The 25,965-nt window shown below is 66.4% G+C and carries 22 protein-coding genes; 14 read left to right on the top strand and 8 right to left on the bottom strand.

From position 1 onward, the window contains the following. Nucleotides 1-93 precede the first annotated feature (93 nt). From folB to ACTJJM_RS10830, 4 genes are all read left to right on the top strand, one after another. On the top strand, nt 94-447 hold the full coding sequence (gene folB, locus ACTJJM_RS10815) for a dihydroneopterin aldolase (protein ID WP_019336361.1): 354 nt from the start codon (nt 94-96) through the stop codon (nt 445-447). 58 nt (nt 448-505) lie between these two features. Further along, on the top strand, nt 506-1,777 hold the full coding sequence (locus ACTJJM_RS10820) for a mechanosensitive ion channel family protein (protein WP_010484220.1): 1,272 nt from the start codon (nt 506-508) through the stop codon (nt 1,775-1,777). 128 nt (nt 1,778-1,905) lie between these two features. Next, nucleotides 1,906-4,080, top strand: a complete 2,175-nt coding sequence (locus ACTJJM_RS10825; protein WP_224328890.1) for a glycoside hydrolase family 3 N-terminal domain-containing protein — start codon at nt 1,906-1,908, stop codon at nt 4,078-4,080. 144 nt (nt 4,081-4,224) lie between these two features. Then, a complete protein-coding gene (locus ACTJJM_RS10830; RefSeq protein ID WP_010484218.1) occupies nt 4,225-4,767 on the top strand; it encodes a hypothetical protein in 543 nt (180 codons plus the stop codon). Between the two features lie 46 nt (nt 4,768-4,813). On the opposite strand, the gene ACTJJM_RS10835 is transcribed toward ACTJJM_RS10830, so the two are convergent. Then, the gene (locus ACTJJM_RS10835; RefSeq protein WP_440865460.1) at nt 4,814-5,983 is read right to left on the bottom strand and encodes a PQQ-dependent sugar dehydrogenase; all 1,170 of its coding nucleotides are present in this window, start codon (nt 5,981-5,983) and stop codon (nt 4,814-4,816) included. Between the two features lie 168 nt (nt 5,984-6,151). Between ACTJJM_RS10835 and yiaA the strand changes: the two genes are divergently transcribed. Beyond that, on the top strand, nt 6,152-6,607 hold the full coding sequence (yiaA, locus tag ACTJJM_RS10840) for an inner membrane protein YiaA (protein ID WP_010484216.1): 456 nt from the start codon (nt 6,152-6,154) through the stop codon (nt 6,605-6,607). Nucleotides 6,608-6,651: 44 nt separating this feature from the next. Here the strand turns inward: yiaA and ACTJJM_RS10845 are convergent, their stop codons facing one another. From ACTJJM_RS10845 to ACTJJM_RS10870, 6 genes are all read right to left on the bottom strand, one after another. Continuing rightward, nucleotides 6,652-6,975 (bottom strand): hypothetical protein, encoded by a 324-nt coding sequence (locus ACTJJM_RS10845; RefSeq protein WP_010484215.1) that lies wholly within the window; start codon nt 6,973-6,975, stop codon nt 6,652-6,654. Between the two features lie 110 nt (nt 6,976-7,085). After that, nucleotides 7,086-8,387: an APC family permease gene (locus ACTJJM_RS10850; RefSeq protein ID WP_440865461.1), complete on the bottom strand. Its 1,302-nt coding sequence runs from the start codon at nt 8,385-8,387 to the stop codon at nt 7,086-7,088. Next, nucleotides 8,384-9,145 carry a L,D-transpeptidase family protein gene (locus tag ACTJJM_RS10855; protein WP_440865462.1) on the bottom strand — a complete coding sequence of 254 codons (762 nt, stop codon included), beginning with the start codon at nt 9,143-9,145 and terminating at the stop codon, nt 8,384-8,386. Before ACTJJM_RS10855 ends, ACTJJM_RS10850 begins: the two co-directional genes overlap by 4 nt. 15 nt (nt 9,146-9,160) lie before the next feature. Further along, nucleotides 9,161-10,009 carry a MurR/RpiR family transcriptional regulator gene (locus ACTJJM_RS10860; RefSeq protein WP_019662204.1) on the bottom strand — a complete coding sequence of 283 codons (849 nt, stop codon included), beginning with the start codon at nt 10,007-10,009 and terminating at the stop codon, nt 9,161-9,163. A 358-nt stretch (nt 10,010-10,367) separates the two neighbouring features. After that, the gene (locus ACTJJM_RS10865; protein WP_012478950.1) at nt 10,368-11,462 is read right to left on the bottom strand and encodes a dipeptide epimerase; all 1,095 of its coding nucleotides are present in this window, start codon (nt 11,460-11,462) and stop codon (nt 10,368-10,370) included. Then, complete coding sequence (locus tag ACTJJM_RS10870) at nt 11,459-12,898, bottom strand: SH3 domain-containing protein (RefSeq protein WP_440865463.1); 1,440 nt, start codon at nt 12,896-12,898, stop codon at nt 11,459-11,461. The genes ACTJJM_RS10865 and ACTJJM_RS10870 overlap by 4 nt, the downstream gene beginning before the upstream one ends. 132 nt (nt 12,899-13,030) lie before the next feature. On the opposite strand from ACTJJM_RS10870, the gene ACTJJM_RS10875 reads away from it, so the two are divergent. From ACTJJM_RS10875 to hglS, 9 genes are all read left to right on the top strand, one after another. Next, nucleotides 13,031-14,503, top strand: a complete 1,473-nt coding sequence (locus ACTJJM_RS10875) for a transglutaminase-like domain-containing protein (RefSeq protein ID WP_440865464.1) — start codon at nt 13,031-13,033, stop codon at nt 14,501-14,503. Between the two features lie 51 nt (nt 14,504-14,554). Then, nucleotides 14,555-17,554: a TonB-dependent receptor gene (locus ACTJJM_RS10880; protein ID WP_143994099.1), complete on the top strand. Its 3,000-nt coding sequence runs from the start codon at nt 14,555-14,557 to the stop codon at nt 17,552-17,554. Nucleotides 17,555-17,637: 83 nt separating this feature from the next. Next, entirely contained in the window at nt 17,638-19,191 is a 1,554-nt protein-coding gene (locus ACTJJM_RS10885) for a serine hydrolase domain-containing protein (RefSeq protein ID WP_440865465.1), read from the top strand. Next, entirely contained in the window at nt 19,124-19,837 is a 714-nt protein-coding gene (locus tag ACTJJM_RS10890; RefSeq protein WP_440865466.1) for a M15 family metallopeptidase, read from the top strand. The genes ACTJJM_RS10885 and ACTJJM_RS10890 overlap by 68 nt, the downstream gene beginning before the upstream one ends. 360 nt (nt 19,838-20,197) lie before the next feature. After that, entirely contained in the window at nt 20,198-20,569 is a 372-nt protein-coding gene (locus ACTJJM_RS10895) for a hypothetical protein (protein WP_053442427.1), read from the top strand. A 232-nt stretch (nt 20,570-20,801) separates the two neighbouring features. Further along, nucleotides 20,802-21,212, top strand: coding sequence for an EF-hand domain-containing protein (locus tag ACTJJM_RS10900; RefSeq protein WP_004139214.1), 411 nt, complete (start codon nt 20,802-20,804; stop codon nt 21,210-21,212). A gap of 95 nt (nt 21,213-21,307) precedes the next feature. Next, nucleotides 21,308-22,060, top strand: a complete 753-nt coding sequence (locus ACTJJM_RS10905; RefSeq protein ID WP_217014943.1) for an HAD family hydrolase — start codon at nt 21,308-21,310, stop codon at nt 22,058-22,060. 31 nt (nt 22,061-22,091) lie between these two features. Next, the gene (locus ACTJJM_RS10910) at nt 22,092-22,580 is read left to right on the top strand and encodes a hypothetical protein (protein WP_197602006.1); all 489 of its coding nucleotides are present in this window, start codon (nt 22,092-22,094) and stop codon (nt 22,578-22,580) included. A gap of 165 nt (nt 22,581-22,745) precedes the next feature. Further along, nucleotides 22,746-24,107, top strand: a complete 1,362-nt coding sequence (hglS, locus tag ACTJJM_RS10915; protein ID WP_010484201.1) for a 2-oxoadipate dioxygenase/decarboxylase HglS — start codon at nt 22,746-22,748, stop codon at nt 24,105-24,107. A gap of 95 nt (nt 24,108-24,202) precedes the next feature. Here hglS and ACTJJM_RS10920 read toward each other — a convergent pair whose 3' ends face one another. Beyond that, nucleotides 24,203-25,717: an acetyl-CoA hydrolase/transferase family protein gene (locus tag ACTJJM_RS10920; RefSeq protein WP_440865467.1), complete on the bottom strand. Its 1,515-nt coding sequence runs from the start codon at nt 25,715-25,717 to the stop codon at nt 24,203-24,205. Between the last annotated feature and the right edge of the window lie 248 nt (nt 25,718-25,965).

Below are 25,965 nucleotides of genomic sequence, written 5' to 3' on the forward strand. Positions count from 1 at the left end.
GGCCCGCCCCGTGCCGGCCACCCATCGCCCGTTCCGGGCAGGGTCACCGCCGTGCCGTTACCATGGCCCCCTGTATTCGGGCGGGTAAGCGCAATGGATAAGGTTTTCATCGAGGGGCTGACGATCGACGCCCTGATCGGTATCTACGATTGGGAGCGACGGATCCGCCAGGACCTGGTGTTCGACCTGGAAATGGGCTTCGACAACCGTCGCCCTGCGGCTACCGATGACATCGCCCACACGCTGAACTACAAGGCGGTGAGCAAGCGCCTGGAGCAGTTCGTGCGCGAATCGGAATTCGGTCTGGTCGAGACCCTGGCCGAGCGTTGCGCGCAGATCGTACTGACCGAATTCGACGTGAAGTGGCTGCGCCTGAAGCTGAGCAAGCCCGGCGCGGTGCGCGGCGCGCGCGCGGTGGGCGTGATCATCGAGCGCACGCGGGACTGACCCGGTCATGCCGGCCGCTGGCCGGCAACCTCAACAGCAATGAAGAAGGAGACAACTGATGGTGGACGCGGTGGTGGCGGTACAGTGGCTGGAAAAGCTGCAGAACACACTGGAACCCTATCCCGGCGCCTACCTGGCGTTGATGATCTCGGCGCTGCTGATCGCAGCGGGCCTGGCCAACTGGGTGACCAAGCGCATCCTGGTGCGTGGCCTGCGGCGCCTGCTGCAGCGCCTGCCGGGTGCCGAGTCCGGGCGTGGCAGCCATTTGATGCGGGTCATTTCGCGCCTGTCCAACGTGGTGCCCAGCCAGGTGATCGCGTCGGGCATCACTCTGATCCCAGATCTGCCGCCCGGCCTGGTCAACGTCATCATCAAGCTGTGCATCGTGTGGGCGGTACTGACCGTGTCGATGGCGTTCTCGCATGCGCTGGACGCGGCCAACAGCCTGTACGAGCGCAAGCCCGACGCGCGCAACAAGCCGATCAAGGGCTACCTGCAGGTAGTCAAGATCGTGGTGTTCGTGGCCGCCGGCCTGTCCATCATCGCCACCCTGCTGGGGGTCGCCCTGGGGCCACTGGTCACCGGCCTGGGCGCGGCCACCGCGGTGCTGATGCTGATCTTCCAGGACACCATCCTGTCGCTGGTGGCCAGCGTGCAGATCAGCGGCGATGGCCGCGTGCGCATCGGCGACTGGATCGAGATGCCCAGCCAGAACGCCGATGGTGATGTGATCGACATCGCCCTGCACACCATCACCGTGCAGAACTTCGACAAGACCATCACCACCATCCCGACCAAGAAGCTGGTGACCGAGTCGTTCAAGAACTGGCGCGGCATGCAGGAGGCCGGTGGCCGCCGCATCAAGCGCGCGCTGTACCTGGACCAGCACAGCGTCGGATTCCTGGACGAGGGCGACCTGGCCTTCCTCGGCCAGTTCGCGCTGCTGCGCGACTACCTGCAGGACAAGGAACAGGAACTGGGGCAGTGGAACGGGCGCCTGCGCGAGCAGGGCGTGGCCGAGGTCAACAGCCGCCGCGTGACCAACCTGGGCACCTTCCGCGCCTACGTGGAGCGCTACCTGCGCAGCCACCCGGGCATCCACACCGACATGACCCTGCTGGTGCGGCAGCTGCAGCCGACCACCGAGGGCCTTCCGCTGGAGCTGTACTGCTTCACCCGCAGCACTGCCTGGGGCGAGTACGAGGCGGTGCAGTCGGACATCTTCGACCACCTGTTGGCGATCCTGCCGGCGTTTGGCCTGCGGGTGTTCCAGGCCTCCAGCGACGCCATGTTGATGGCCGGGCAGCGCCAGTTGGCCGGCTCGGAGTAAGCTGCGGTGCCCCCGGCGGGGCCATACGGTCCCCGCTGGTGGCTGAAACTGAATGAAGAAACCTCTCGCCAAACGGCTCGGGATCGCTAGAATGCCGGGCTTGTAAACGTTTTCATCAAGGACTGCCGGTGGCCTCCGATCGCATCGAATCCCTCATTGCCCAGATGACCGTCGAGGAAAAGGTCGGCCAGCTGGGTGTCTTCGCAGACATGGTCCGCCCGTTCGCCCCGGACGTGAACCCGGAAGCCAACGTGCGCAATGCCGACCAGGTGCTGCAGCAGGTGCGCGAGGGCAAGGTCGGGTCCCTGTTCAATGGTGTCGGCGCCGAACTGGGCCGCCGCATCCAGCAGGTCGCCACCGAGGAGAGCCGCCTGGGCATCCCGGTGATCCTGGCTGCCGACGTCATCCACGGCATGCGAACCGTGTTCCCGATCCCGCTGGGCGAGGCCGCCAGCTTCGAACCGGACCTGGCCGAGCGCACCGCGCGCGCCACCGCCATCGAAGCCACCGCTGCCGGCCTGCACTGGACCTATGCCCCGGCCGTGGACATCGCCCGCGACCAGCGCTGGGGCCGTGGCGCCGAAGGTGCCGGTGAGGACGTGGTGCTGGGCTGTGCGTTCGCCGCCGCCCGCGTGCGCGGCTTCCAGGGCAGCGACCTGCGCGCCGCCGATTCGCTGCTGGCCACGCCGAAGCACTTCGCCGCCTATGGCGCGGTGATGGCCGGCATGGAATACAACATGGTGGACATCTCGCCGCAGACCCTGCGCGACGTGCACCTGCCGCCGTTCAAGGCCGCCTTCGACGCCGGCGCGATCACCGTGATGTCCTCGTTCAACGACATCAACGGCGTGCCGGCCAGCGCCAATGCCGAACTGCTGACCGACATCCTGCGCGGCGAATGGAAGTTCCCGGGCGTGGTGATCTCTGATTACACCGCCGACATGGAACTGGTCGCGCACGGCTATGCCGCCGATGATCGCGATGCCACCGCCAAGGCATTCACCGCCGGCCTGGACCTGAGCATGCAGAGCGGCTTCTACGCCGAGCACCTGCCGGGCCTGGTCGAGAGCGGCGAGGTGCCAATGGCGGTGCTGGATGAGGGCGTGCGCCGCATCCTGTGGCTGAAGGAAACCATCGGCCTGTTCGACGACCCGTACCGTTCGCTGGACCCGGCGCGCGAAGCGGATACCTCGCACCTCGCCGCGCATGACGAGCTGTCGCGCGACGCCGCGCGCCGTTCGATCGTGCTGCTGAACAACCGCGACAACGTGCTGCCGCTGCAGAAGACCGGGCAGAAGATCGCGCTTATCGGCCCGTTCGTGCAGGACCGCGAGAACATTGAAGGCTGCTGGACGCTGTTCGGTGACAAGCAGCGCTACGTGGATCTGGAAACCGGCGTCCGTGCCGCCATCGGTGACGAAGCGCTGCTGGAAATCGTGCCGGGCTGCGAACTGGAAACTGCCATTCCGGGCGGCACCGAAGCAGCCGTGGCTGCCGCTCTGCGCGCCGACGTGGTGGTGCTGGCGCTGGGCGAACCGCAGCGCTACAGCGGTGAAGCGCAGTCGCGCGTGGAGATCACCCTGCCGCCGGCCCAGCAGGCGCTGGCCGAGGCCGTGGCGATGACCGGCAAGCCGCTGGTGGTGCTGCTGCGCAATGGCCGCGCGCTGGCGCTGCAGGGCGCGGTGCGCAATGCACAGGCGGTGGCGGTGACCTGGTACCTGGGTACGCAGACCGGCCATGCCGTGGCCGATGTGCTGTTCGGCGACTACAGTCCGTCCGGCCGCCTGCCGGTCAGCTTCCCGCAGGTATCCGGCCAGCAGCCGTACTTCTACAACCACCCGCGCACCGGTCGCCCGGAACTGCCGACCATGTCGGAGTTCAAGGCCCGTTGGCGCGAGATTCCGAACGAACCGCTGTACCCGTTCGGCCATGGCATCGGCTACACCAGCTTCGCCTACGGCGTGCCGCAGCTCAGCGCGGCGCAGTTGGGCTGGGACGACACCCTGACCATCACCACCACGCTGACCAACAGCGGTGATGTGGCCGGCGAGGAAGTGGTGCAGTTGTACATCCATGACCGCGTGGCCAGCCGCGTGCGTCCTGTGCGTGAGTTGAAGGACTTCCGCAAGGTGGCACTGCAGCCGGGCGAGTCGACCGAGGTGGTGTTCACCCTCACCCGCGAGCAGCTGTCGTTCACCGGCCGCGACGGCGTGCTGCGCGCCGAGCCGGGCGTGTTCGACGTGTGGGTATGCGCCTCGTCGGCGGCCGGTGAAGCGGTGCAGTTCGAGCTGCTGAAGGGCTGATTGCGCCCTCATCCACGCATGGCGTGGATCTACGGCAAGCGGTAGCGCCGGGCCACGCCCGGTGTTGCTGTGCTCACGTTGCACGAACACGCCGGGCGTGGCCCGGCGCTACCATCGGGTTCCCTGTTTCGATGGAGCGCGCGCATGCGCCGGATGGCCTGTCTGATTCCCGCCCTGTTGCTGGCCGCCTGTTCGCAGCCGGCGCCGCCGGCCGAGCCTGCGGCGGATGCTCCGCCGCCGATGGAGGCCAGTGCTGCAGCGACGCCTGCGGCACCCCCCGCTGAGCCCACCGCCGCCGCACCGGCCGCGTCCGAAGCGGAAGCGCCCGCCGAAGACGCACGCGCGCGCATCGAGTCGCTGCTTGGCGATGCGGCGCAGTACGAAAAGGTGTTCAACGCGTTCAAGACCGCGGTGGTCGGCGGTGATCGTGCTGCCGTGGTCGAGGAAGTGCACTTCCCGTTGAACATCAGCGGCGGAAAGAAGATCACCGGCCCCGGTGAGTTCCAGCGCAACTACGAGAAGATCATCACCCCGGCGGTGGTCAAGGCGGTGTCCGAACAGGACTTCGGCAAGGTCTTCGTCAACCAGCAGGGCGTGATGATTGGCGATGGACAGGTGTGGTTGAACGGGCAGTGCCTGGACCAGGCCTGCACGAAGACCGAGGTGAAGGTCATCACCATCCAGTAAACGGAAACGGCCCCGCATGCGGGGCCGTTCCGGGAAAAGGTGCCGATCAGGCCTTCGGCGTCAGCTTCAACAGGCGCGCCTTGCTGCCATCTTCCAGCAGCCACAGCGCGCCATCCGGACCCTGTTCCACTTCGCGGATGCGCTCGCCCATGTTGAAGCGTTCGGCCTCGCGCGCGCTGTCGCCATCAAAGGCCACACGCACCAGCGAGGTCGACGACAGGCCACCGATGAAGCCGCTGCCCTTCCACTGCGGGAACAGGTTGCCGCTGTAGATCACGAAGCCGGCCGGCGAGATCACCGGCGTCCAGGTCACCTTCGGCGCGGCGAACTCCGGGCGCGTGTCGTGGTCGGGAATCGGCCGGCCGTCGTAATGGTCACCATTGGAAACGATCGGGTAGCCATAGTTGGCGCCGCGCACGATCAGGTTCAGTTCGTCGCCGCCGGCCGGGCCCATCTCGTGTGCCCACAGCTTGCCGTTCGCGTCGAAGGCCATGCCCAGAATGTTGCGGTGGCCCAGCGACCACACCTGCGCGGCAACGCCGCCCTGTGAGGCGAACGGGTTGTCGGCGGGCAGGCTGCCATCGTCGTTGAGGCGGATGATCTTGCCGAGGTTGCCGCCCATGTCCTGGGCCGGATCGAACTTCTGGCGCTCGCTGGAACTGATCCACAGCTTGCCGTCGGGGCCGAACGCGAGGCGATGCCCGTAGTGGCCCTCGCCGCTGACCTTGGGGCTCTGCCGCCAGATCACCTTCAGGTCCTTCAGCTGGCCACCGCCGTTGGCATCCAGTGCCAGCGTGGCCCGGGCCACGGCAGCACCGCGGGTGTCCAGCGTGCCTTCCTCGGCGTAGCTGAGGTAGATCACGTGATTACTCGCGAATTGCGGGTGCAGGATCACGTCACCGAAGCCGCCCTGGCCGCCGTAAGCGACCTTCGGAACGCCGGTGATCTCATGCTTCTGGCCGCTGGCCAGGTCCAGGTGCTGCAGCTTGCCGCGCTTTTCGGTGACCAGCAGGCCGCCGTCCGGCAGGAAGGTCATCGCCCACGGCTGGTCGAACCGGCTGATTTCGGTGGCGGTGAACGGGCGCTGGTCGGCAGTGGTGGAGGCAGCGGGCGCTGCGGTCTGGGCGCCGTTGGCGGCGGGGTCAGCGGCATTGCAGGCGGAGGTGGCAAGGATCGGCACAAGGCCGAGGGCGAGCAGCAGGGGCGTGCGGGTCATGGGTGTCTCCAGTGCGGGGATGCGGATGGCCGGGCTGTCCCTTGTATACCACTGGCGCCGTGAGCGTCGTGGCCCGAAGGTCCTGCGACCCCTGTGCGAGCGCGGCGGGATCGTCTAGGGTGGGCACGCCCGGGCAAAGCGTGCCCGTCTGCCTGCCAAGGACCTGCAATGAACACTGCCATGCCCCACAAGCCGTCCACCGCCTTCATCGCCGCCTCGTGGGTGGCCCTGTTGCTGGGCGCGGCGGCCTACCTGATCGGCCTGTTCAACGCCGCCACGATGGCGCTCAACGAGAAGGGCTACTACCTGACCCTGTTGCTGTTCGGCCTGTTCGCGGCGGTGTCGCTGCAGAAGAGCGTGCGTGACCGCGTCGAGGGTATTCCGGTGAGTGGTTTGTACTATGCGTTGTGCTGGTTCGCGCTGCTGTCGGCGCTGATGCTGCTGCTGGTCGGCCTGTGGAATGCCACCCTGGCATCGAGCGAGAAGGGCTTCTATGGCATGGCCTACGCGCTGTCGCTGTTCGGTGCGGTGGCGGTGCAGAAGAACACCCGCGACCTGATCGCCGCCGGTGGCGGTGAGAGCAAGCGCAGCGCAGGCGTGCCGCCGCTGCCGGAACAGGAGTGATTCTGTAGAGCCGAGCCCACGCTCGGCTCTACAGGAGCATGGCGTTATCGCTTCAACCGCGGATCCGCCAGCTGTGCATCCTCCCAGCCACGACGCACCGCACCGCGCGCCTGCGCCCATTCCAGCCGGCTGCGGCCACGTTCATTGGCCCAGCGCGATTCCAGCTCGGCTTCGACCTGTTCGTAGGCGCGGATCATGTCCTGCGCACGCGCGGCGTGGCCGATGCGGTAGGCCGGTTCATAGTCCTCGAAGAACAACTGGTCGTCGTAGTAGGGCTCGGCCGTGTAGCGTTCGCGCCAGTAGTTGCTGACCGCGTCGCGCGGCGTGCTGTCGTCCGGTACGCGGCCGGGGATCTGGTACTCGGTCATGGAAGGCTCCGTTGTAGACGAAGCCCGATCGTGCCTGCGTGGCGGTTAACGGCCCGGTCCGGCAGCGTGATAACCAGATCAATCCGCCGGGCATGCCGCGGCGTTACCGATCACCCGGCGTCGGCATCCTTGCGCGGCAGCTTGTAGATCACCGCGCCGATGGCAAACGCCACCAGTGCCGCGGCGATGTTCTGCCAGCTGGCACTGGCGAACAGCGCCACGCACAGCAGCAGCGCCAGCACCGGAATAAGCGGGCCACCCGGCAGCTTCAGCGCACCTGGCCGGTTGGCGTAGCGCTTGGCCAGCACCAGTACTGCCGCGGCAGTGCCGATGTAGGCGAACAGGCGCGTGGTCATCGATAGCAGCGCCAGCTGCACGAACGAACCGGACAGGGCCAGGCCGAGTGCGATCAGGCCTTGGCAGAGGATCGAGGCGGCCGGGGTGTGGAAGCGTGGGTGCACCTGCGCCAGGATCTTCGGCCCGTAGCCATCGCGGGCCAGCGCGAACAGGAAGCGCGGGCCCATCATCATCGTGTTGCTGTTGGTGCCGAGGATGGAGATGGTGGCGCCGACCGTCAGGATCAGCGCAAGCGCTTCGCCACCGAAGCCGGCGGCGGCATCGGCCAGCGGCGTGGCCGAGCTGGACAGGCCGGCCAGCGTGCCCTGCGCCACCACCTGCACCGCGCCGTAGATGACGGTGACGGTGATGATCATGGTGATCAGCGCGAACGGAATGTCGCGGCGCGGATTGCGGTACTCGCCGGCCGCGGCCGGGATGTTCTCGAAGCCCGCGTAGGCGTACAGCAACAGGAGCGCGGCTTCGCCCATGCGCTGCAGGTCATGCGGGTCCGGGCGCTGGCCGGAGAACGCAAGTTGCGGATCGATGTAGAACGCGCCGATGGCCACGAACAGCAGCAGCGGCAGCATTTTGCCGATCACCAGCACCACGCCGGTACGCGCGGCCGAGCGCACGCCGATGATGTTGACGCCGGTGAGGAAGCCCAGCGACACCACGATCACCGCGATGCGGCCCATGCCGGCGCCGGCCCACGGCCAGAAGCGCGCGACCGCATCGGCCAGTGCATTACTCAGTGCGGCCGCCGAACTGATGCGGGTCAACCAGATCATCCAGCCGATCTCGAACCCGGCGAATCGCCCGAACGCCTCGCGTGCATACAGGTAGCTGCCACCGGGTTCATCGAAGTAGCTGGCGGCCTGCGCGTAGCACAGCACCAGCAGCGCGACCAGGATGCCGGCGGCGACCACGCCCCACAGGCTGAAGGGACCGAGCAGGGCGACGGTGGCGGCCGGCAGCAGGTAGATGCCGCTGCCGATCACATCGTTGATCGACAGGCCGACGATCTGCCAGCGGCTGACCGCGCGCTGCAGCTGCGGTTCGTCCTGCGCGCTCAACGGGCGTCTCCACTCAGTGCGGGCAGTTGCCACTGGGCCTGCAGGCGCGTGTACTCGGCACGCGGCAGCAGGACGAAGCGCGGCGCATCCTGCGGCCGCAGCCAGTCCAGCAGGGCCTGCATGCGCACCTGCGGCATGGCGGTGCAGCCGGCTGTGGCCTCGCCGGGCTGGCGCCACAGGTGGGCGAAGATGCAGCTGCCTTTGCCGGGCTGGTTGTCCGGGTTGTGGGCGATCACGAAGCCTTCCTGGTAACGCACGTCGCCCTTGTTGTGCAGATCCAGCCGCATCGGCTCGGTGGAGCCCTTGACCGCTGCATTGCCGACCTTCTTTTCATCAACGATGCGGTTGTAGAACGGCGAACCGGGCACGTCCATGCAGTAGCTGCTGTCCAGCATCGGCTGGTAGGGCATGGCGGTGCCGCGGCGGGTGACGGCATAGCCGAACGCACTGCCGAGCGCGAATATGCCGGCCGGGCTGCGGCCATCGCCTTCCTGCTTCTGCGGGCCGTCGGCCTGCGCCGGGTGCAGGCCCAGGCCCCAGGCACTGCCGGTGCGGCCGAGCGCCACCGGGAACGCCTGTCCATGCGCGTGCCAGCCCTTGCCGTCGCGCACATAGGCCTGCAGTTGCCCCTGGGTGCTGTCCCAGCCTTCGCTGGTGACCACGATCAGCTGGCGCGCGCCATCCAGCGGCGCCGCGTGAACGGACACCGCCGTAGCAAGCAGCAGTGCAGCGGTAGCGAGACGGACCAGTGATTTCATCAACAGGTGCTCCGGTCAGGAATCCAGCAGGTGGTCGATCCGCTCCAGGTTCACCGCAAGCTGCTGCTGGCGGTCCGGATTGGTGTGGCAGAGCAGCACGAACAGGAAATCGAGCAGGGCGTGCATGGCGCTACGGTACAGCAGCTGCGCGACCTGCGGCGTGCGATCGTGCGCGCACACCACCAGCGCTGCGTCAGCATGCGCGCGCAGCGGGTTGGCGGTATGGCGGGTGATGGAAATCATCTTGCCACCCATGTCCTGGAACTGGCGCGACAGCTGCGATAGCTGCGGCAGGTTGCCGAATTCGGAGAACACCAGCAGCGCATCGCCCGGGCGCGCGGCCGACAGGTTGGCCAGCATCAGGATCGGGTCGGTATGCGGCACCACCAGCAGGCCAAGCAGCGACAGCCGCATGGCGAACTCGCGCGCGAACAGGCCGTCGTCACCCAGGCCGTACACGAACAGCTTGGGCGCACCGTCGAGCAGCTGCACGATGCGCTCGATCTCCGCGCGTGGATTGGCCTGGCGTGTTTCCTCCTCGGCCTGCGCCTTGCTGCGGCGCAGCGCCTCGCCCAGGCGCAGGTAGTCATCGCCGCTGTCGGGTTCGTCGGGCGCCTGCTGCGGATCGGCACCGGCGCGGGCGACGTCCTGGCCGATGGAGTACTTCAGGTCCGGGTAGCCCTTGAAGCCGAGCTTCTGGCTGAACTTCACCACGCTGGACTGGCTGATGCCGAGCGCACTGGCCAGCTGCTGTGACGAGTAGTCGCGCAGCAGGTGGGCGTTGTCGAGGATGAAGTCGGCGATGCGGCGCTCGATGGCCGACATCTGCCCGCGCTCGGTGCGGATCTTCAGCAGGGGCGGCATGCGGGGTGTCCGGGCATGTGTGGGCGCGTTGCGGCTGGCAGCGTAGAGCGTGTCATGGAATGGGTCGAGCGGGTTCCAGCCTCGAAGAGGTTACGGAGCGCAGTTGTTGCTTTTGACGTTGAGTCCGCCTTCAAGCGAGCCGGGCACCGCAGGTCCGGCGAGGGCGAAGAGGCGCGAGTGTCTGAGCGTAGCGAGTTCCCGCGCCGTCCCTCGACGGGCCGAGGAGCGCAGGGAACCGGTGCATAGCACCGGCTCGCAGCCGGCGGAGCGTTTCTTCTGGTTACTTTTCTTTTCGCGAAAAGAAAAGTAACGCCCGACCCAACGTCAGTGGCACGCCAGGCCAGCCGCAAGGCAGAAGTCACCCCAGCATCTCCAGCCCACGCACTTCGGTGATGCCCAACCCCGGCACGTCGCTGATGCTGATCTCCGATTCGTTGAAATGCACGCCGCCGCTGACCGGGTCGAACTGGCCCAGCGAGGGACCGTCGAGGTCAACCTTGGTGATCACATCACTCTTGGCCACGGCCAGGTGCACGGCTGCGGCCACGCTGATGCTCGACTCGATCATGCAGCCGATCATGCACGGCACGCCGTAGATGCCGGCGATGTCGGCGATGCGGATCGCGTTGGACAGGCCGCCGGTCTTCATCAGCTTGATGTTGATGATGTCGGCCGCGCGCTGCTGGATCAGGTCCATCACCTGGCTGGGGCTGAACACGCTTTCGTCGGCCATCACCGGCGTGTTGACGCGGTCGGTGACGTACTTCAGGCCACTGATGTCCGCCGCCTTCACCGGCTGCTCCAGCAGCTCCAGTACCACGCCGGCCTCTTCCAGCGTGCGCATCGCATGCACCGCCTGCTTGGCGGTCCAGCCCTGGTTGGCGTCCAGGCGCAGCAGGGCGCGGCCTTCCACCGCCGCATGGATCGCCTTGACCCGTTCGATGTCCAGGCCGATGTCCTTGCCGACTTTGATTTTCAGCGACTCGAAGCCGCGCTCGATCGCCGACAGCGAATCGGCCACCATCTTGTCGATGTAGTCCACGCTGATGGTGATGTCGGTAGTAATCACCGGGTCGCCGCCACCGAGCATCTGGTACAGCGGCGCACCGTGCAGCTGCGCCCACAGGTCGTACAGCGCGATTTCCACCGCGGCCTTGGCGCTGGTGTTGCGCTCCATCGCGGTCTGCACCAGCGTGCACAGATGGTTGAGGTTGACCACGTCCTGGCCGATCAGGCGCGGGGCGATGAAGTGGCGGATCGCTTCGATGATCGAGCCGTGCGTATCGCCGGTGATCACCGCAGTGGCCGGGGCTTCACCGTAACCGGTGTGGCCGGTGTCGGTGCGGATCAGAACCACCACGTCTTCCACGGTTTCCACCGTGCGCAGGGCAGTCTTGAACGGCGTCTTCAGCGGCACGCGCAGCATGCCCAGTTCGATGGCAGTGATCTTCATTCAGGAGTCTTGGCCCGCAGGCGCTGGATGTTGGTGATGCGGTCGATGTAGCGGACGGTATCGCTGGCCATCATCGGCTCCAGCGGCGTGACCGAAACACCATTGAGGTGGGCCTGTACGCGCGTGCCGTCGGCACCGAACCAGCTGCCGCCCGCCGTATCGTGGATCACCCAGGTGCGGCCGTCGACATGGCCGATGGCCATCATCACGTGCCCGGGAATGTAGACGAGGTCGCCCACCTGCAGGTCGGTGACGGCGCGGTCGCGTACCGCCTTGCCGTCCTTGCCGGTGAAGGGCAGGCGATCCAGCGCGGGGCTGACCGCCTGTGCACTGGTATTGCGCGGCAGCAGCACGCCGAAGCTGCGGTAGATCTCGGAAACGAACCCGCTGCAGTCGCGGGTGTCGTAGTCGTGGCCCCATCCGTAGCGTTCGCCCAGGAACTTGAAGGCCTGCTGCAGCAGCAGGCGCGGGGTCAGCGGCAGGTAGTCGGCGGCGGTGTCCTGCGAGCGCGGCAGCAGCGCCGGCACCAGTTTCAGGCGGCCATTGGCCTCGCGCACCGGCAGCTGCACCACCCACGAGGCATGCGCCTGCTGGCCGTTCACCGGTTCGGCGGCGGGCCAGTCGGCCAGCACCGGCAGGCGTACGCCCATGTCCAGCTGCAGGCGCGAGACGCGCGGTTCCTCCGGGGTGTAGGCGGTCTGCGCGGTGGCGCCGGTGACGATGCGGTACGGGCCCTTCGTGCCATAGCCGAGCACCGTGGCCTTGTCGCCGCTGGCGATGGCATCGGCCTCGATCCATGCGCTGTAGCGCTCGCTGTGCACGAACAGCCAACGGCCATCGGTACTGCGATGGACCACCGCGACCTTGTCGCCGGGGAACAGTGCCGATTCCTGGAAGCGGTCGATGTCGGTGTCACCGGCAGTGCTGAAGACCCGCTCGCGGGTGGGGAAGGTACGCAGTGCCGCGCGCTTCACCACCAGCCCGTAGGCCGGTGCCACCTGGGCAGGAATCGCATCGAGGCCGAGGTTGGCTTCGATCGCGCTGCGCAGTGCGGTCGCGATCGCCTGGCCCTTGTCGTTGTAGAGGGCGCGGGTGGGCCAACTCGACAGCGCGGTGATGCTGGCACGCACCGTCGCTGCATCAAGCTGGGCGGGCAGTGCGGCGATGTCCTGGATGTGACTGTCCTGTGCCCGCATCCGCGCGTTCTGTGCTTCGATCTGCGCGCGATTCAGGATCGGCGCATCGGCGTTGTCCAGGCGCGCGGCCCAGTATTGCGGGGTCAGGTAGGCCTCGTGCAGGCCGATCACATAGGGCAGCGGTGCGCCGGGATCGGGTGCCACGGGAGGCTGTGCAAAGGCCGGGGCGGCCAGCAGGCACAGGGCCAGGGTCAACCGGCGCGGCCAACGCCGGCGCGGTTCGCGGGAAGCCAGGCTCATGCGGTGCACACCCTCCTCGAATGCCTGTTGGAATATTTATTCCTTTTGGCTTCGAAATCAAGAATAAATTATTGACCGGCATCCCGGCCCGTGTTACACAGCCGTTACCACCCGCGCTGGGGAAGTGTCGCTGTGGAGTCTGCCGTTCGCAAACCGTGTCTGCCTGCCGCCGCCGGTCTCTGTGCCGCGCTGCTGCTGTGGGTGTCGGCCGCGCACGCAGCAGACGAGCGCAGCAGCCAGCAGCGCGCGCGAGGAGTGCAGGTGATCGACCTGGTCGACAGCGGCCGTTTCCGCGACGCCGATGCGTTGCTGGCCACTGCACCCGCCGCCACAGACGAGCCGTTCCAGCGCGAGCGCATGCGCCGCATCCGCCTGGATTTTTCCCTCGACGAAACCGCCGCCAAGTCCGCCGTGCGCCGCTGGATTCCCGACCTCACCGACGAGGAATTCGCGCGCTGGGACCAGCTCGGCCTGATTGAACACCTCGATATCGATGGCGCGCGCTGGTACTTCAAGCGCGCACCGTCGAACCTGTTCCTGCTCAGCGATGAGGCACGCGCACGCCGCCGCGCGGATGCACCGATGCCGGCGCCGGGCCCGAACGAGGTGCTCAATGCACACCACGCGCGCGTGCTTGCCGCGGCCCAGCAGAGTGGGCAGGCGTCGGTACTGCCGCAGCGCATTGAATTCACCCAGTCGCTCACGGTGAAAGCCGACGCCGTACCGGCCGGCGAAACCGTGCGCGCCTGGATTCCGTACCCGCGCGAGATTCCGGGCCAGCAGGAGCAGGTGCAGTGGCTGGGCAGCGCGCCCGGTAAGGCACGCATGGCGCCAGCCAGCACCCTGCAGCGCACCGCTTATCTGGAAGCCAAAGCTGTGGCCGGGCAGCCGACCCGCTTCGAGATCCGCTACGCGGTGACGATCTTCGCGCGGCATACCGCGATCGATCCCGCCAAGGTGCAGGCCACACCGAACGATCCCGCATTGAAGCCCTACCTGGCCGAACAGCTGCCGCATGTGCGCTTCACCCCCGCGCTGAAGCTGTTCTCCGACCAGGTGCTGCAGGGCGAGGCGCGCCCGCATGAAGTAGTGCGCAAGCTGTTCGCGGCGGTCGATCGCATTCCATGGGCGGGAGCGCGCGAATACTCCACGCTCAGCAACATCAGCGATTACGCCCTGCGCGCTGGCCATGCCGACTGCGGCCAGCAGACCCTGCTGCTGATCGCATTGCTACGCATGAACGGCATTCCCGCGCGCTGGCAGTCGGGGATGGTGTTCTCCGACGATGGCAGTGGCTACAACAACCTGCATGATTGGGGGCAGGTCTACCTGGCGCCCTACGGCTGGCTGCCGATGGACGTGACCACCGGCGCGCTCGCCAGCGATGTGCCTGCACTGCGCAATTTCTATCTGGGTGGCCTCGACGGCTACCGCATCGCCTTCAACGACGATTTCGGCCAGCCCTTCGTGCCGGCCAAGCAGCATTACCGCTCGGAAACGGTCGACTCGCAGCGCGGCGAGGCCGAGTGGGCAGGCGGCAACCTGTACTTCGACCAATGGAGCTACGACTTCCAGTGGCGGGTACTGCCAGCCGGGCAACGCTAGCGCGACACATCGCAACTCACACCATTCAATTCTTGCAGGAGAGAGCAGGGGATGAAGGCTTACAGCATCAAGCGGGCGGCGTTGTGCGTCGCCCTCGGGGCGTGTCTGGGCGTGATCGCGCCCAGCGCATTCGCACAGGATGGTTCGGTGGTCGGCCGGTTGGTCAGCGATGCCGGCCAGGTGCCGGCCGGTGCCACGGTCACCGTACGCAACCCCGCCACGGGCTTTGTCCGATCGGTGCAGGCCGACGCCAATGGTAGCTACCGCATCCCGTTGCTGCCGGTCGGCACCTACGAGATGGACGTGAGCCTGCCGGGTGGAGCGGCCAGCCGTGTTGGCCAGGTCACCGTCAGCCTTGGCAGTGCGACCACGGTGAACGTGCCGCTGGGTGCGGTCAGCACGCTGGGTACGGTCGAGGTACGTGCACCGCAGGTGGTGTCGATGGTGGATGTCAAGTCCACCGAATCGGCCACGAACATCACCCGCGAAGAGCTTTCGCGCCTGCCGGTGGACCGTGACATCACCGCCGTGGCACTGCTCGCGCCCGGCGCGGTGAAGGGCAAGGGCTCGTTGGGCGGCCAGGGCATTTCCTTCGGTGGTTCGTCGGTGGCCGAGAACACCGTCTACATCAACGGCCTGAACGTTACCGACTTCTACAACCGGGTCGGCTTCTCGTCGGTGCCGTTCTCGTTCTACCAGGAATTCCAGGTCAAGACTGGCGGCTATTCGGTAGAGTTCGGGCGCAGTACCGGCGGTGTCATCAACGCAGTCACCCGGTCGGGCAGCAACGACTTCAAGGCCGGTGCCGAACTGGTGTTCGAACCGCGTGCCTGGCAGTCGCAGGCGCGCGACCGCTACGACGGCAGCGGCAGCCGCTACATCACAGCGAGCCGCGATGACTACAGTCGCAGTGCGCTGAACGTATTCGCGTCCGGTGCGCTGGTGAAGGACCGCTTGTTCTTCTTCGGCATGTATGAAGCTCGCGACTACCGCCCGACATCGACCAACGACGCTGGCACCCGCCTGAGCCAGGGCAAGGCCGATGATCCGTTCTGGGGCGGCAAGATCGACTGGCAGATCACCGACAACCAGATGCTGTCGCTGTTCGGATTCTCGGACAAGAGCAAGACGCTCACCGATGTCTACGATTACGACTACGCCACGGGACAGACTGTGGGTGAGCGCAGCAACCAGATCTACAACACGGTGGGCGGCAAGAACTGGTCCGGCACCTATAGCTGGCAGGTCAACAGCGACCTGACCATGAAGCTGATGTATGGCGAGAACAAGCGCAACCGCATGCAGAGCTCGTTGATGGACGAGAACTGCAACCGTGTGTTCGACAACCGAACGGCCAGCCAGGGCGTGCCACCCTCGCTGCAGGGTGACCGCAGCTGCACCAGCAGCTCGCAGCTGGAATCAGCATTGGATACCCGCAAGGCCGCCCGCGCCGATTTCGAATGGACACTGGGCAATCACCTGCTGCGCTTCGGCATGGACCGCGAGGAAAATACCTCCGACTACAGCCGTGCCTACCCCGGTCCGGGCGGCCTGCGCTACGACATCTATGCGCGTACTCCGGGAAGTTCACTCAACGGCGGCGTGGTGCCGGCCAGTGGCCTGGTGGCGCGTACGCGCCGCTATGAGGTGGAGGGTGCATTTGAGACCATCAACTCGGCCTGGTACCTGGAAGACAACTGGCAGGTGACGCCGAACCTGCTGCTGAACATGGGCGTGCGCCTGGAAGCCTTCGACAACAAGGGCGGCGATGGCAGCAGCTACATCAAGATCGATGACATGGTGGCGCCACGTCTCGGCTTCTCGTGGGACGTGCGTGGCGATGGCACCACCAAGGTGTTTGGCAACCTGGGGCGCTACTTCCTGCCGGTGGCCAACGTCATCAACATCAAGCAGGCCGGTGGCTTCCTCGACGAACGCACCTGGTATGAGTTCCTGGGCTACAGCGGCGCGGCCAACAATGTGCCGGTGCTGGGCGCGCAGATCGGACCGGTGGACAATTCGCAGGGCGATGGCAGCGTGCCGGACCTGCGCGCTGAAGTGAACCGGGACATGGATCCGGTCTACCAGGATGAAGCGATCCTGGGCTTCCAGCAGATGATCAACGAGGCCTGGTCGGTTGGCGCCAGCGTGACTTACCGCCGCCTGCACAACGCCATCGATGACATGAACATCACCGCCACCGGCCAATGCGGTGCCATCGACGGGGTGTGGATCATGGGCAACCCGGGACGCACCAACACTGTCTGGGGCGACACCAACTGTGATGGCACCAATGATGGCTGGATCAACATCGACACATCCAGGGAAGGCTGGGCGCTGTACGACGATGATGGCAACTACGTGGGCCAGCGCGGCTGGGTAAAGCCCAAGCGCGACTACAAGGCGCTGGAACTGCAGGTCGACCGTGCGTGGGATGGCAAGTGGGGCTTCAACGCGTCCTATACCCTGGCCTATGGGCGCGGCAACGCCGAAGGCCCGGTCAACTCCGATACCGACTTCGCCGATGCCGGCCGCACCGAGAACTTCGACAACCCGTGGGTCAACTATCGCGGCTACGGCTACCTGGCCAACGATCGCCGCCATCAGTTCAAGTTCCGCGGCAGCTACGCGTTGACCGAGAACCTGAGCGTGGCCGCCACCCTGGGCATACAGTCGGGCAGCCCGATCACGCGCTTCGGTGCCGGCAATCCTTTCGACGACACCGACTTCCACAGCTACTACGTGTGCGTGTCCAACTGCCAGGCGACGGTACCGTCCGAACGTGTGTTCGTGCATTCGCCGCGCGGCGGCGATGGGCGCACGCCGTGGACCTACGACCTGGACGTGAGTGTTTCGTACAAAGTGCCGATCCCCACCGACCTGCGCCTGAAGTTGGCGGTGTACAACGTTCTGAACCAGCAGCGCGTGGTGACCGTGGACCAGGATTACGAGCCGCAGGACAGCATCGGAACGCCGAACCCGATGTATGGTTATGGCACTGGATTCCAGTCACCGCGCTACGCACAGCTGACGGTGACCTGGAGCTATTGAGGACGCATCCATGCGCCGCCCTGCCGGGCGGCGCGGGTCTGTGATCGCCGGATATGATCCGGCACCGCCTGACGGAGACTGCCTTGCATCGTCTGTTGCTACTGGTCGCTGTACTGGCGAGCCCCGCTGCCCAAGCAGTGGATGGCGCACGACTGGATGCCGCCATCGCCTTTGTGGACCAGCACGAGCACCTGCCGGGGCTGGCGATGGCGGTGGTCGAGGATGGCCAGGTGGTCTATCGCCACACTGAAGGCGCGCGTGGTGACGGTGGCCGCATCGACGAGGACACGCTGTTCAAGATCGCCTCCAACAGCAAGGCGATGACCGCCGCGCTGCTGGCCACGCTGGTGCAGCAGGGCAAGCTGGGTTGGGCTGACCCGGTGCAGCGCCACCTGCCAGCGTTCCGCATGCATGACCCGTGGGTGGGCGAGCATCTGCAGGTACGCGATCTGCTGATCCACAACAGCGGCCTCGGCCTGGGTGCCGGCGACCTGATGCTGTGGCCTGAGCCCAATGCCTTCACCCGCAGCGACGTCATCGCCGGGCTGGCACACCTGAAACCGGTCACCAGTTTCCGCAGCGGCTATGCCTACGACAACCTGATGTACGTCGTTGCCGGTGAGGTGGCTGCGGCCGCCGGTGGCAAGCCCTATGACCAGCTGATGCGCGAGCGGGTGTTTGAGCCGCTGGGGATGACCCGCTGCCAGGTGGGCGCATGGTCGGTGAAGCAGATTGGCAATGTCGCCCAACCGCATGTGCGGCGCGATGGCCGCAACGTGGTGGTCGCTGGTGATGGAGCGCTCAGCCCCGATCTGACGTCGATGGCGGCCGGTGGCATCCGCTGTTCGCTGCGCGACATGACCCGCTGGATGCAGGTGCTGCTGGACCCGGCGCTGGTACCGGCGTGGTTGGGCGCCGAGCAGCGCCGCATGCTGTGGACGCTGCACATGCCAATGCCGCTGGGCGAGCGCCAACGCGACTGGGACAACACCCGTTTCTACGGCTATGGGTTGGGCTGGCGGGTGTCGGACATGGACGGGCACTGGAAAGTCGCCCATACCGGTACCCTGACAGGCATGTATTCCTCGCTGGCGCTGCTGCCGGACCGCAAGGTCGGTGTGGTGATACTGATCAACGGCGAGGCCGAAGACGCGCGTACCGCGCTGATGCAGTCGACGCTGAAACAGTTCACCGCGCCGGAAGACGCGCAGCATGTGGGGTACTACCTAGCGGAACTGGCGGCTGATCGGGCCGTGCGCGCCGCCACGGGGAGTCCTGTGCCCTCCACCAGGGGCGCACAACCGGCCGCCGTCACCGATCTGCAGCGCTGGCAGGGCCGCTACGCCGATCCCTGGCTGGGTCCGGCCTCGCTGTGCGCGGGCAAGGACGGCCTGCGCTTCAGCGTCGACAAGTCGCCAGCGCTGCAGGCGGCCGTGCTGAAGTTGCAGGGGCGCTGGCTGCTGCGCTGGGATACGCTGGGTGACGAGGCGCAGGCGTGGCTGCAGCCGGGCGAGGGCCCGGCACCGACACTGGACCTGCGCGCCATCGATCCGGACATCGACTTCAGCTATGACTTCCAGGACCTGCATTTCACTCGTACTGGCGACTGCGCTGGCAGCGACCGCCAGCGCCGCTGAGCCACCGCGTGTTTCACCGGCCACCGACGCGGCCAGCGCTGGTTTGGTGGAGATCCGCACGTTGTCGCCAGGCATCGACATGGACATCCGCTACGCCGGCGCCAACAACTTCACCGGCGCGCGCGTGCCCGGCTACGAGGCGTCGTCCTGCTACCTGCTGGCGTCGGTGGCGAAAGCGCTGGCGCAGGTGGAACAGGATCTGCGCGCTCAGGGCTTCGGCCTGCGCCTCTACGACTGCTACCGGCCGGTGCGTTCGGTGCAGGCCTTCATGGCCTGGGTGAACGACCCCGGCGAACTCTCGCGCAAGGCGCTGCAGTACCCGGACCTGGACAAGCCGCGCCTGCTGGCCGACGGCTATATCGCCGAGCGCTCCGGCCACAGCCGCGGCGCCACGGTCGATCTGGGCCTGCTGGATTGCCGCAGCAGAGCATGTACGCCGCTGGACATGGGCACCGACTTCGATTTCTTCGGGCCACGCGCGCATACGCAGACGAGCGGGCTGAGTGAGACGCAGCAGGCGAACCGGCGGCAACTGGTGCAGGCAATGGCACGGCGTGGTTTCGTGAACTATCCGCAGGAGTGGTGGCACTACACGTTCCAGCCCGAACCGGATCCCGGCACCGCGTACGACGTCCCAGTGCGGTAGGGGTATCGGCAGGGCTGCGCCCTGTACCTGCAGAATCTGGAGCAGCAACAGCAACAGCTTGCTTTCCGTGGGTTGGCGGGGCGGTGCCGGAGTGCGGGGACGCCGTAAATCCGTCCATGGAGGCTTGGCAGCCGCATCCATGCGGCTGACACCCCGCATTCCGGCACCGCCCCGCCTCTGACAGTTTCCCGCGTGGTCCGTTTTAGAGCCGAGCCCATGCTCGGCTGCTCCTTGTTCAATCGTCGAGATATTCGATTTGGATGGAGATTCATCCACGCATGGCGTGGATCTACTGTGGCTACCGGATTGGGTCCGGGGCAGATCCCTTACACTGGCCGCCTCTTCATCCCTGCCCACCCGATGAACCTTCCTCTGCACTTCGGCCTGCTCGGTACCCTGGAAGCCGGCGCCATCGCCCTGCTGGTCGGGCTGCTGGTGTACTTCCTGTGGTCGCAGCTGTGCCGGCTCCTGCACTGGACAGCGGGGCATGCGATCGGCTGGTCCTGCGTCATCGCCGTGATCATCTCCGCCGGCATCGATGCATGGAAGCTGTTCTACATGGGCATCGTGCGGCTGGAATCGCCGCTGTACGCGCGCATCTTCCTGGCCACCATCCACGATCCCAACGAGCTCGGCAGCCGTGTGGTGCTGGAAATCGCCGGTGCGCTCGCCGGTGTTGCTCTTGCATGGGTGTTGTTCAGTTCGCGGTCATCGGAAAAAACCGTCGACTGACGCAGGTTTTTCGTTGCCTGCCGGTTAAATGCAGAGGCGCTGAATGCGCATCTTATGAGCCACTCACTTCACCCTAACCACCGCGCTAAAGCATGCGTGGAGGCGAGTGGTTAATCGTGTGTGTGCACGCCGCTCGCGACGCAAAATCGATTCAGAAACGCGGTGGCAGGGTAGGTGCCGTGCGGAATCAACACGCCGCGCAACACCACCCAATCGGTAGGAGACACCCCTGATGACTATTCGCAACCGCAAGCCCCTGATCGCCCTGATCGTCGCCGCCGGCAGCGTGCTGGCCATTCCGGCGATGGCCCAGTCGGCCAAGCAGCAGGCCGCGCAGGCACAGAATGAAGCCGCGCAGGCGCAGCAGTCGGCGGCACAGGCAGGGCAGGCGGCTGACCAGGCGACCAATGCGGCCGCCGCGGCATCGGCGCAGGCCAATGGCGGTGGCCAGACCTGGGCCAGCATCGATACCGATGGCAACGGCACCATCAGCAAGACCGAGGCACAGGTGAACGCGGGCCTGGCCCAGGTGTTCGACCAGGCCGATACCAACAAGGACGGCGAACTGAGCGCCGATGAGTACAAGGCCTACGTGGCCGCGCAGCAGGCCGGTGCGGGTGCCGGCGCGGCCCAGGGCCGCTGATCCACGCCTGATTCGGGAAGACCGGTGCATGGGGACCCGGGCGGCTGCGGCCGCCCGGGTTTTTCTCGTCATCGCCACCCCTGTATCCTTGGCCGATGAACACCTCCACGCCTGCGCCGTCGCGCGCCATCGGCCTGGTCGGTTTTGACGGTGACGATACGCTGTGGAAGAGCGAGGACTACTACCGCAAGGCCGAGCAGGATTACCTTGACCTGCTGTCGCGCTACGTCGACGTGCATGACACCCAGACCGCGCGCCACCTGCTGGAAGTGCAGCAGCGCCACCTGGGCACCTTCGGCTACGGCGTGAAGAGCATGACCCTGTCGATGATCGAAGCGGCCATCGACATCACCGGTCAGCGTATCGGGGCCAAGGACATCCAGCGCATTCTGGACATCGGTCACGACACCCTGCGCCATCCGGTCGAGCTGATCGACGGTGTGCGCGAAGCGGTGGCGGCCATCGCCGAGCACTACCCGGTGGTGCTGATCACCAAGGGCGACCTGTTCCACCAGGAAGCGAAGATCAAGGTCGCCAACCTGGCCGAGCTCTTCCCGCGCATCGAGATCGTTTCCGAGAAGGACCCGGAGACCTACGCCCGCGTGCTGGCCGAATTCGACCTGCCGATGCAGCGCTTCGTGATGGTCGGCAACTCGCTGCGTTCGGACATCGAGCCGGTGGTCACCCTCGGTGGCTGGGGCGTGCATACCCCGTATGCAGTGACCTGGGCACACGAGACCCAGCACGGCGTGGCCGACGATGAACCGCGCATGGTCACCGCCGATACCGCCCACGACTGGCCGGCCGCACTGGCGGCGATCGAAGCCAAGGCCGCGGCGGCGGCCTGACAGGGCCCGGCGGCTGCGGCAGAATCGGGCCATGAACCACCGACTGCGCATGCTGCTGTTGTCCCTGCTGCTGGCGCCGGCCACCGTGCTGGCCCAGCAGACGGCCGAGCGTTCGGCCACCTATGAAGTGGACACCGGCGACAGCTGGGTCGATGCCCAGCTGCAGGACATCAATCATTACGCCGAGCGCTACCCGGATGCCTTTCTCGATGAGGTGTCGCGCTATGCCGACGTGCCGCGTGGCTACATCAGCGCGCTGTTCACCACCCACGGTTGGCAGGCTGGGGATATCTACTTCGCCTGTTTCTGGGCCAAGGCCAGCGGCCAGACCTGCCGTGAGAGCGTGCGCGCCTTCAGCCAGGACCGGGAAGGCGGCTGGGAAGCGGTGGTGAAGCGGATGCCAGTGAAGCCGCAGAACCTGCATGTGCGTGCGGTGCGCCACGCCATCGTGGCCAGCTACAGGCACTGGGACCGGCCGATCACCCTGGATGCCACCCTGAAGCGCCAGCTCAACCGGTAGTGCCGGCCGGTGGCCGGCAACTGCACCCTTCCAGGCATCCGGAGGTTGCCGGCCGGTGGCCGGCACAACCGGTATTTTTCATGTTGCTCTGCATATCGCGGCCGCCACGCACTCCGGCGACAATACGGGTTCGAGCTGGTCCCCGTTCCCGTAATCGAGTGACTGATGAGCGCCTCTTTCGTTTCGCCTGATGTGATCCGCCGCCTGTTCGCACAGGCCATGTCCCGCATGTACCGCACCGAAGTGCCGTTGTACGGCACGCTGGTGGAACTGGTGGAGCGGATCAACGCGCAGGTGCTGGAGCAGGACCCGGCGCTGGCCGCGCAGCTGCAGCGCAACGACGAGCGCGCACGCCTGGATGAAGAGCGCCACGGCGCGATCCGCGTCGGCACCGTGCAGGAACTGGCGACGCTGCGCCGCCTGTTCGCCGTGATGGGCATGTACCCGGTCGGCTACTACGACCTGTCGGTCGCGGGCGTGCCGGTGCATTCCACCGCGTTCCGCCCGCTTACCGGCGCCGCGCTGGCACAGAATCCATTCCGCGTGTTCACCTCGCTGCTGCGCCTGGAGCTGATCGAAGACGAAGCGCTGCGTGCCGAATCGGCGAAGATCCTTGCGCGCCGCCGCATCTTCACCGAGGGCGCGCTGGCACTGATCGACCAGGCCGAGCGTGACGGTGGCCTGGCGCAGGCCGATGCCGAGCGCTTCGTCGAGCAAGCACTGGAAACCTTCCGTTGGCACGGCGATGCCACGGTCGACCTGCCGACCTACCACGCGCTGCACAACGCGCATCGGCTGGTGGCCGACGTGGTCAGTTTCCGCGGCCCGCACATCAATCACCTGACCCCGCGCACGCTGGACATCGACGCTGCGCAGGCGGCGATGATCGAACACGGCATGGCGGCCAAGGCGGTGATCGAAGGCCCGCCGCGCCGCGCCTGCCCGATCCTGCTGCGCCAGACCAGCTTCAAGGCGCTGGAAGAGGCAGTGCATTTCCCGGACGCGGAAGGTGGCGATGCCGGCACGCATACCGCGCGCTTCGGCGAGATCGAACAGCGCGGCCTTGCGCTGACCCCGAAGGGCCGCGCGCTGTACGACCAGCTGCTGTCGCAGGCACGCGACGCCGGTGGCGAAGGCAGCACCGGCGGCGACTACGGCCAGCGCCTGCAGGCGGTGTTCGCCAGCTTCCCGGATGACCATGACACGCTGCGCCAGGAAGGACTGGGCTATTACCGCTACCAGCTGACCGACGCCGGCCGTGCCGCGCCCGAGCGCGTGGCGGATCTGCCGGCTGAAGTGCTGGTGGCCGCGGGCCTGGCGACGGCCGACCCGATCGTCTACGAGGATTTCCTGCCGGTCAGCGCCGCGGGCATCTTCCAGTCGAACCTGGGCGGCGAAGAACAGCGCGCCTATGCCGCGCACGCCAACCGCGAGGCCTTCGAGCAGGCGCTGGGCGTGGCGGTGAATGACGAGTTCGAGATCTACGAGCGGCTGCAGGCGGAATCGCTGGCGGCGCTGCGCGCCTGATCGGCACCGCTTTGGTGCGCGTGGTGGGTGCGGACCAAGGTCCGCACCCACTGGAAGCTGGTAGCGCCGGGCCATGCCCGGCGAACCGAGAATAATCAGCCCTTCATCGTGCCGGTATCCAGCCAGCGCTGGTGCCACGACAGCGCTTCCGGCAGCAGGTGCGGGGTGTGCTTGCCGTAGCTTTCGCGGCTGGCACGGTCGAAGTAATCCTGCAGCTGCGGGCGGAAATCCGGGTGCGCGCAGTTGTCGATCAGCACCTGCGCGCGCTTGCGCGGGGTCAGGCCACGCAGGTCGGCCAGGCCCTGTTCGGTGACGATCACCGACACGTCGTGCTCGGTGTGATCGACATGGCTGGCCATCGGCACGATCGCCGAGATGGTGCCGTTCTTTGCAGTGGACGGGCTCAGGAACGCCGACAGGAAACCGTTGCGGGCAAAGTCACCCGAACCGCCAATGCCGTTCATGATCCGCGTGCCCATCACGTGCGTCGAATTGACGTTGCCATAGATGTCCACTTCGATCATGCCGTTCATGCCGATGCAGCCCAGGCGGCGCACCAGTTCCGGGTGGTTGGAGATCTCCTGCGTGCGCATGATGATGCGCTCGCGGTAGAAATCGATGTTCTCCTTGAACGTCTCGTTGGCCTGTGGGCTCAGCGCAAAACCCGTGCACGAGGCATAGCTCAGCACGCCGTCGCGCAGCAGGTCGAGCATGCCGTCCTGGATCACCTCGGTGAACGCAGCCAGGTCGCGGAAACCGCTCTTGGCCAGGCCGGCCAGCACCGCGTTGGGGATGTTGCCCACGCCCGACTGCAGCGGCAGCAGGTTCGGCGGCAGGCGGCCCTTCTTCACCTCGTGCTTGAGGAACTCGATCAGGTGCGAGGCGATCTGTTCGCTGGTTGCATCGATCGGGCTGAACGGGCTGTTGCGGTCCGGGCCGTTGGTACGCACCACGGCCACGATCTTGTCCGGGTCGCAGCGCAGCGCGGTGTCGCCGATGCGGTCGTTGGCGTTCACCAGCGGAATCGGCTTGCGGTGCGGCGGCAGCGCGGTGCCGTAGTAGATGTCGTGCATGCCGTCGACGCCGGCCGGCTGCCATTCGTTGACCTCGACGATCACCTTCTTCGCCAGGTCCAACCAGGTCTTGTTGTTGCCGACCGAGGTGGAGGGCACCAGCGAGCCATCTTCGCGGATGGCCGAGACTTCGATCACCGCAGTATCGATCTCGCCGTAGAAGCCGAACCACACGTGCTGGGCCACGTGGCTGAGGTGGATGTCGATGTAATCCAGCTTGCCCTCGTTGATGCGGTTGCGTGCATCCGGGTCGCTCTGGAACGGCATGCGCATGGCGATGCCATCAGCCTTGGCCAGCGCGCCATCGAGTTCCGGCGCGGTGGAGGCGCCGGTCATCAGGCTGATCTGGAAGGGCTGGCCCTGGACATGCATCGCTTCGATGCGGCGGGCCAGTTCCACGGGAACGGCCTTGGGATACCCGGAGCCGGTAAAGCCGCTCATGGCCACGGTTTCACCGGGCTGGATCAGCGCGGCTGCGGCCTCTGCGGAGACCACGCGGTCACGGAGACGCGCGTTGGCGATGCGATCAACAGACATGACGACACGTGTTGCTGGGGGGGAATTCCGATTATCGGCCATCCTCATCCGTACGGGGGGTTCTACCTTCGTGGAATGGCTTTTCCCCGGAGGGCTCACCCATACCCGCCGGTTTTGTTTTGCAGTGCAGCGTGCAAAGTGCTTTCGCAGCCCGCACGATGGCCCTGCATCCCGACGTGGGGGAGGGAGCAGAGCCCGCTGGCAGTTCGCTGCAAGCGGGCTTTTTTATTGCCTGCCGCCCAGTATGA

The organism is Stenotrophomonas sp. 22692 (assembly GCF_052045015.1).
GTDB lineage: Bacteria > Pseudomonadota > Gammaproteobacteria > Xanthomonadales > Xanthomonadaceae > Stenotrophomonas > Stenotrophomonas geniculata.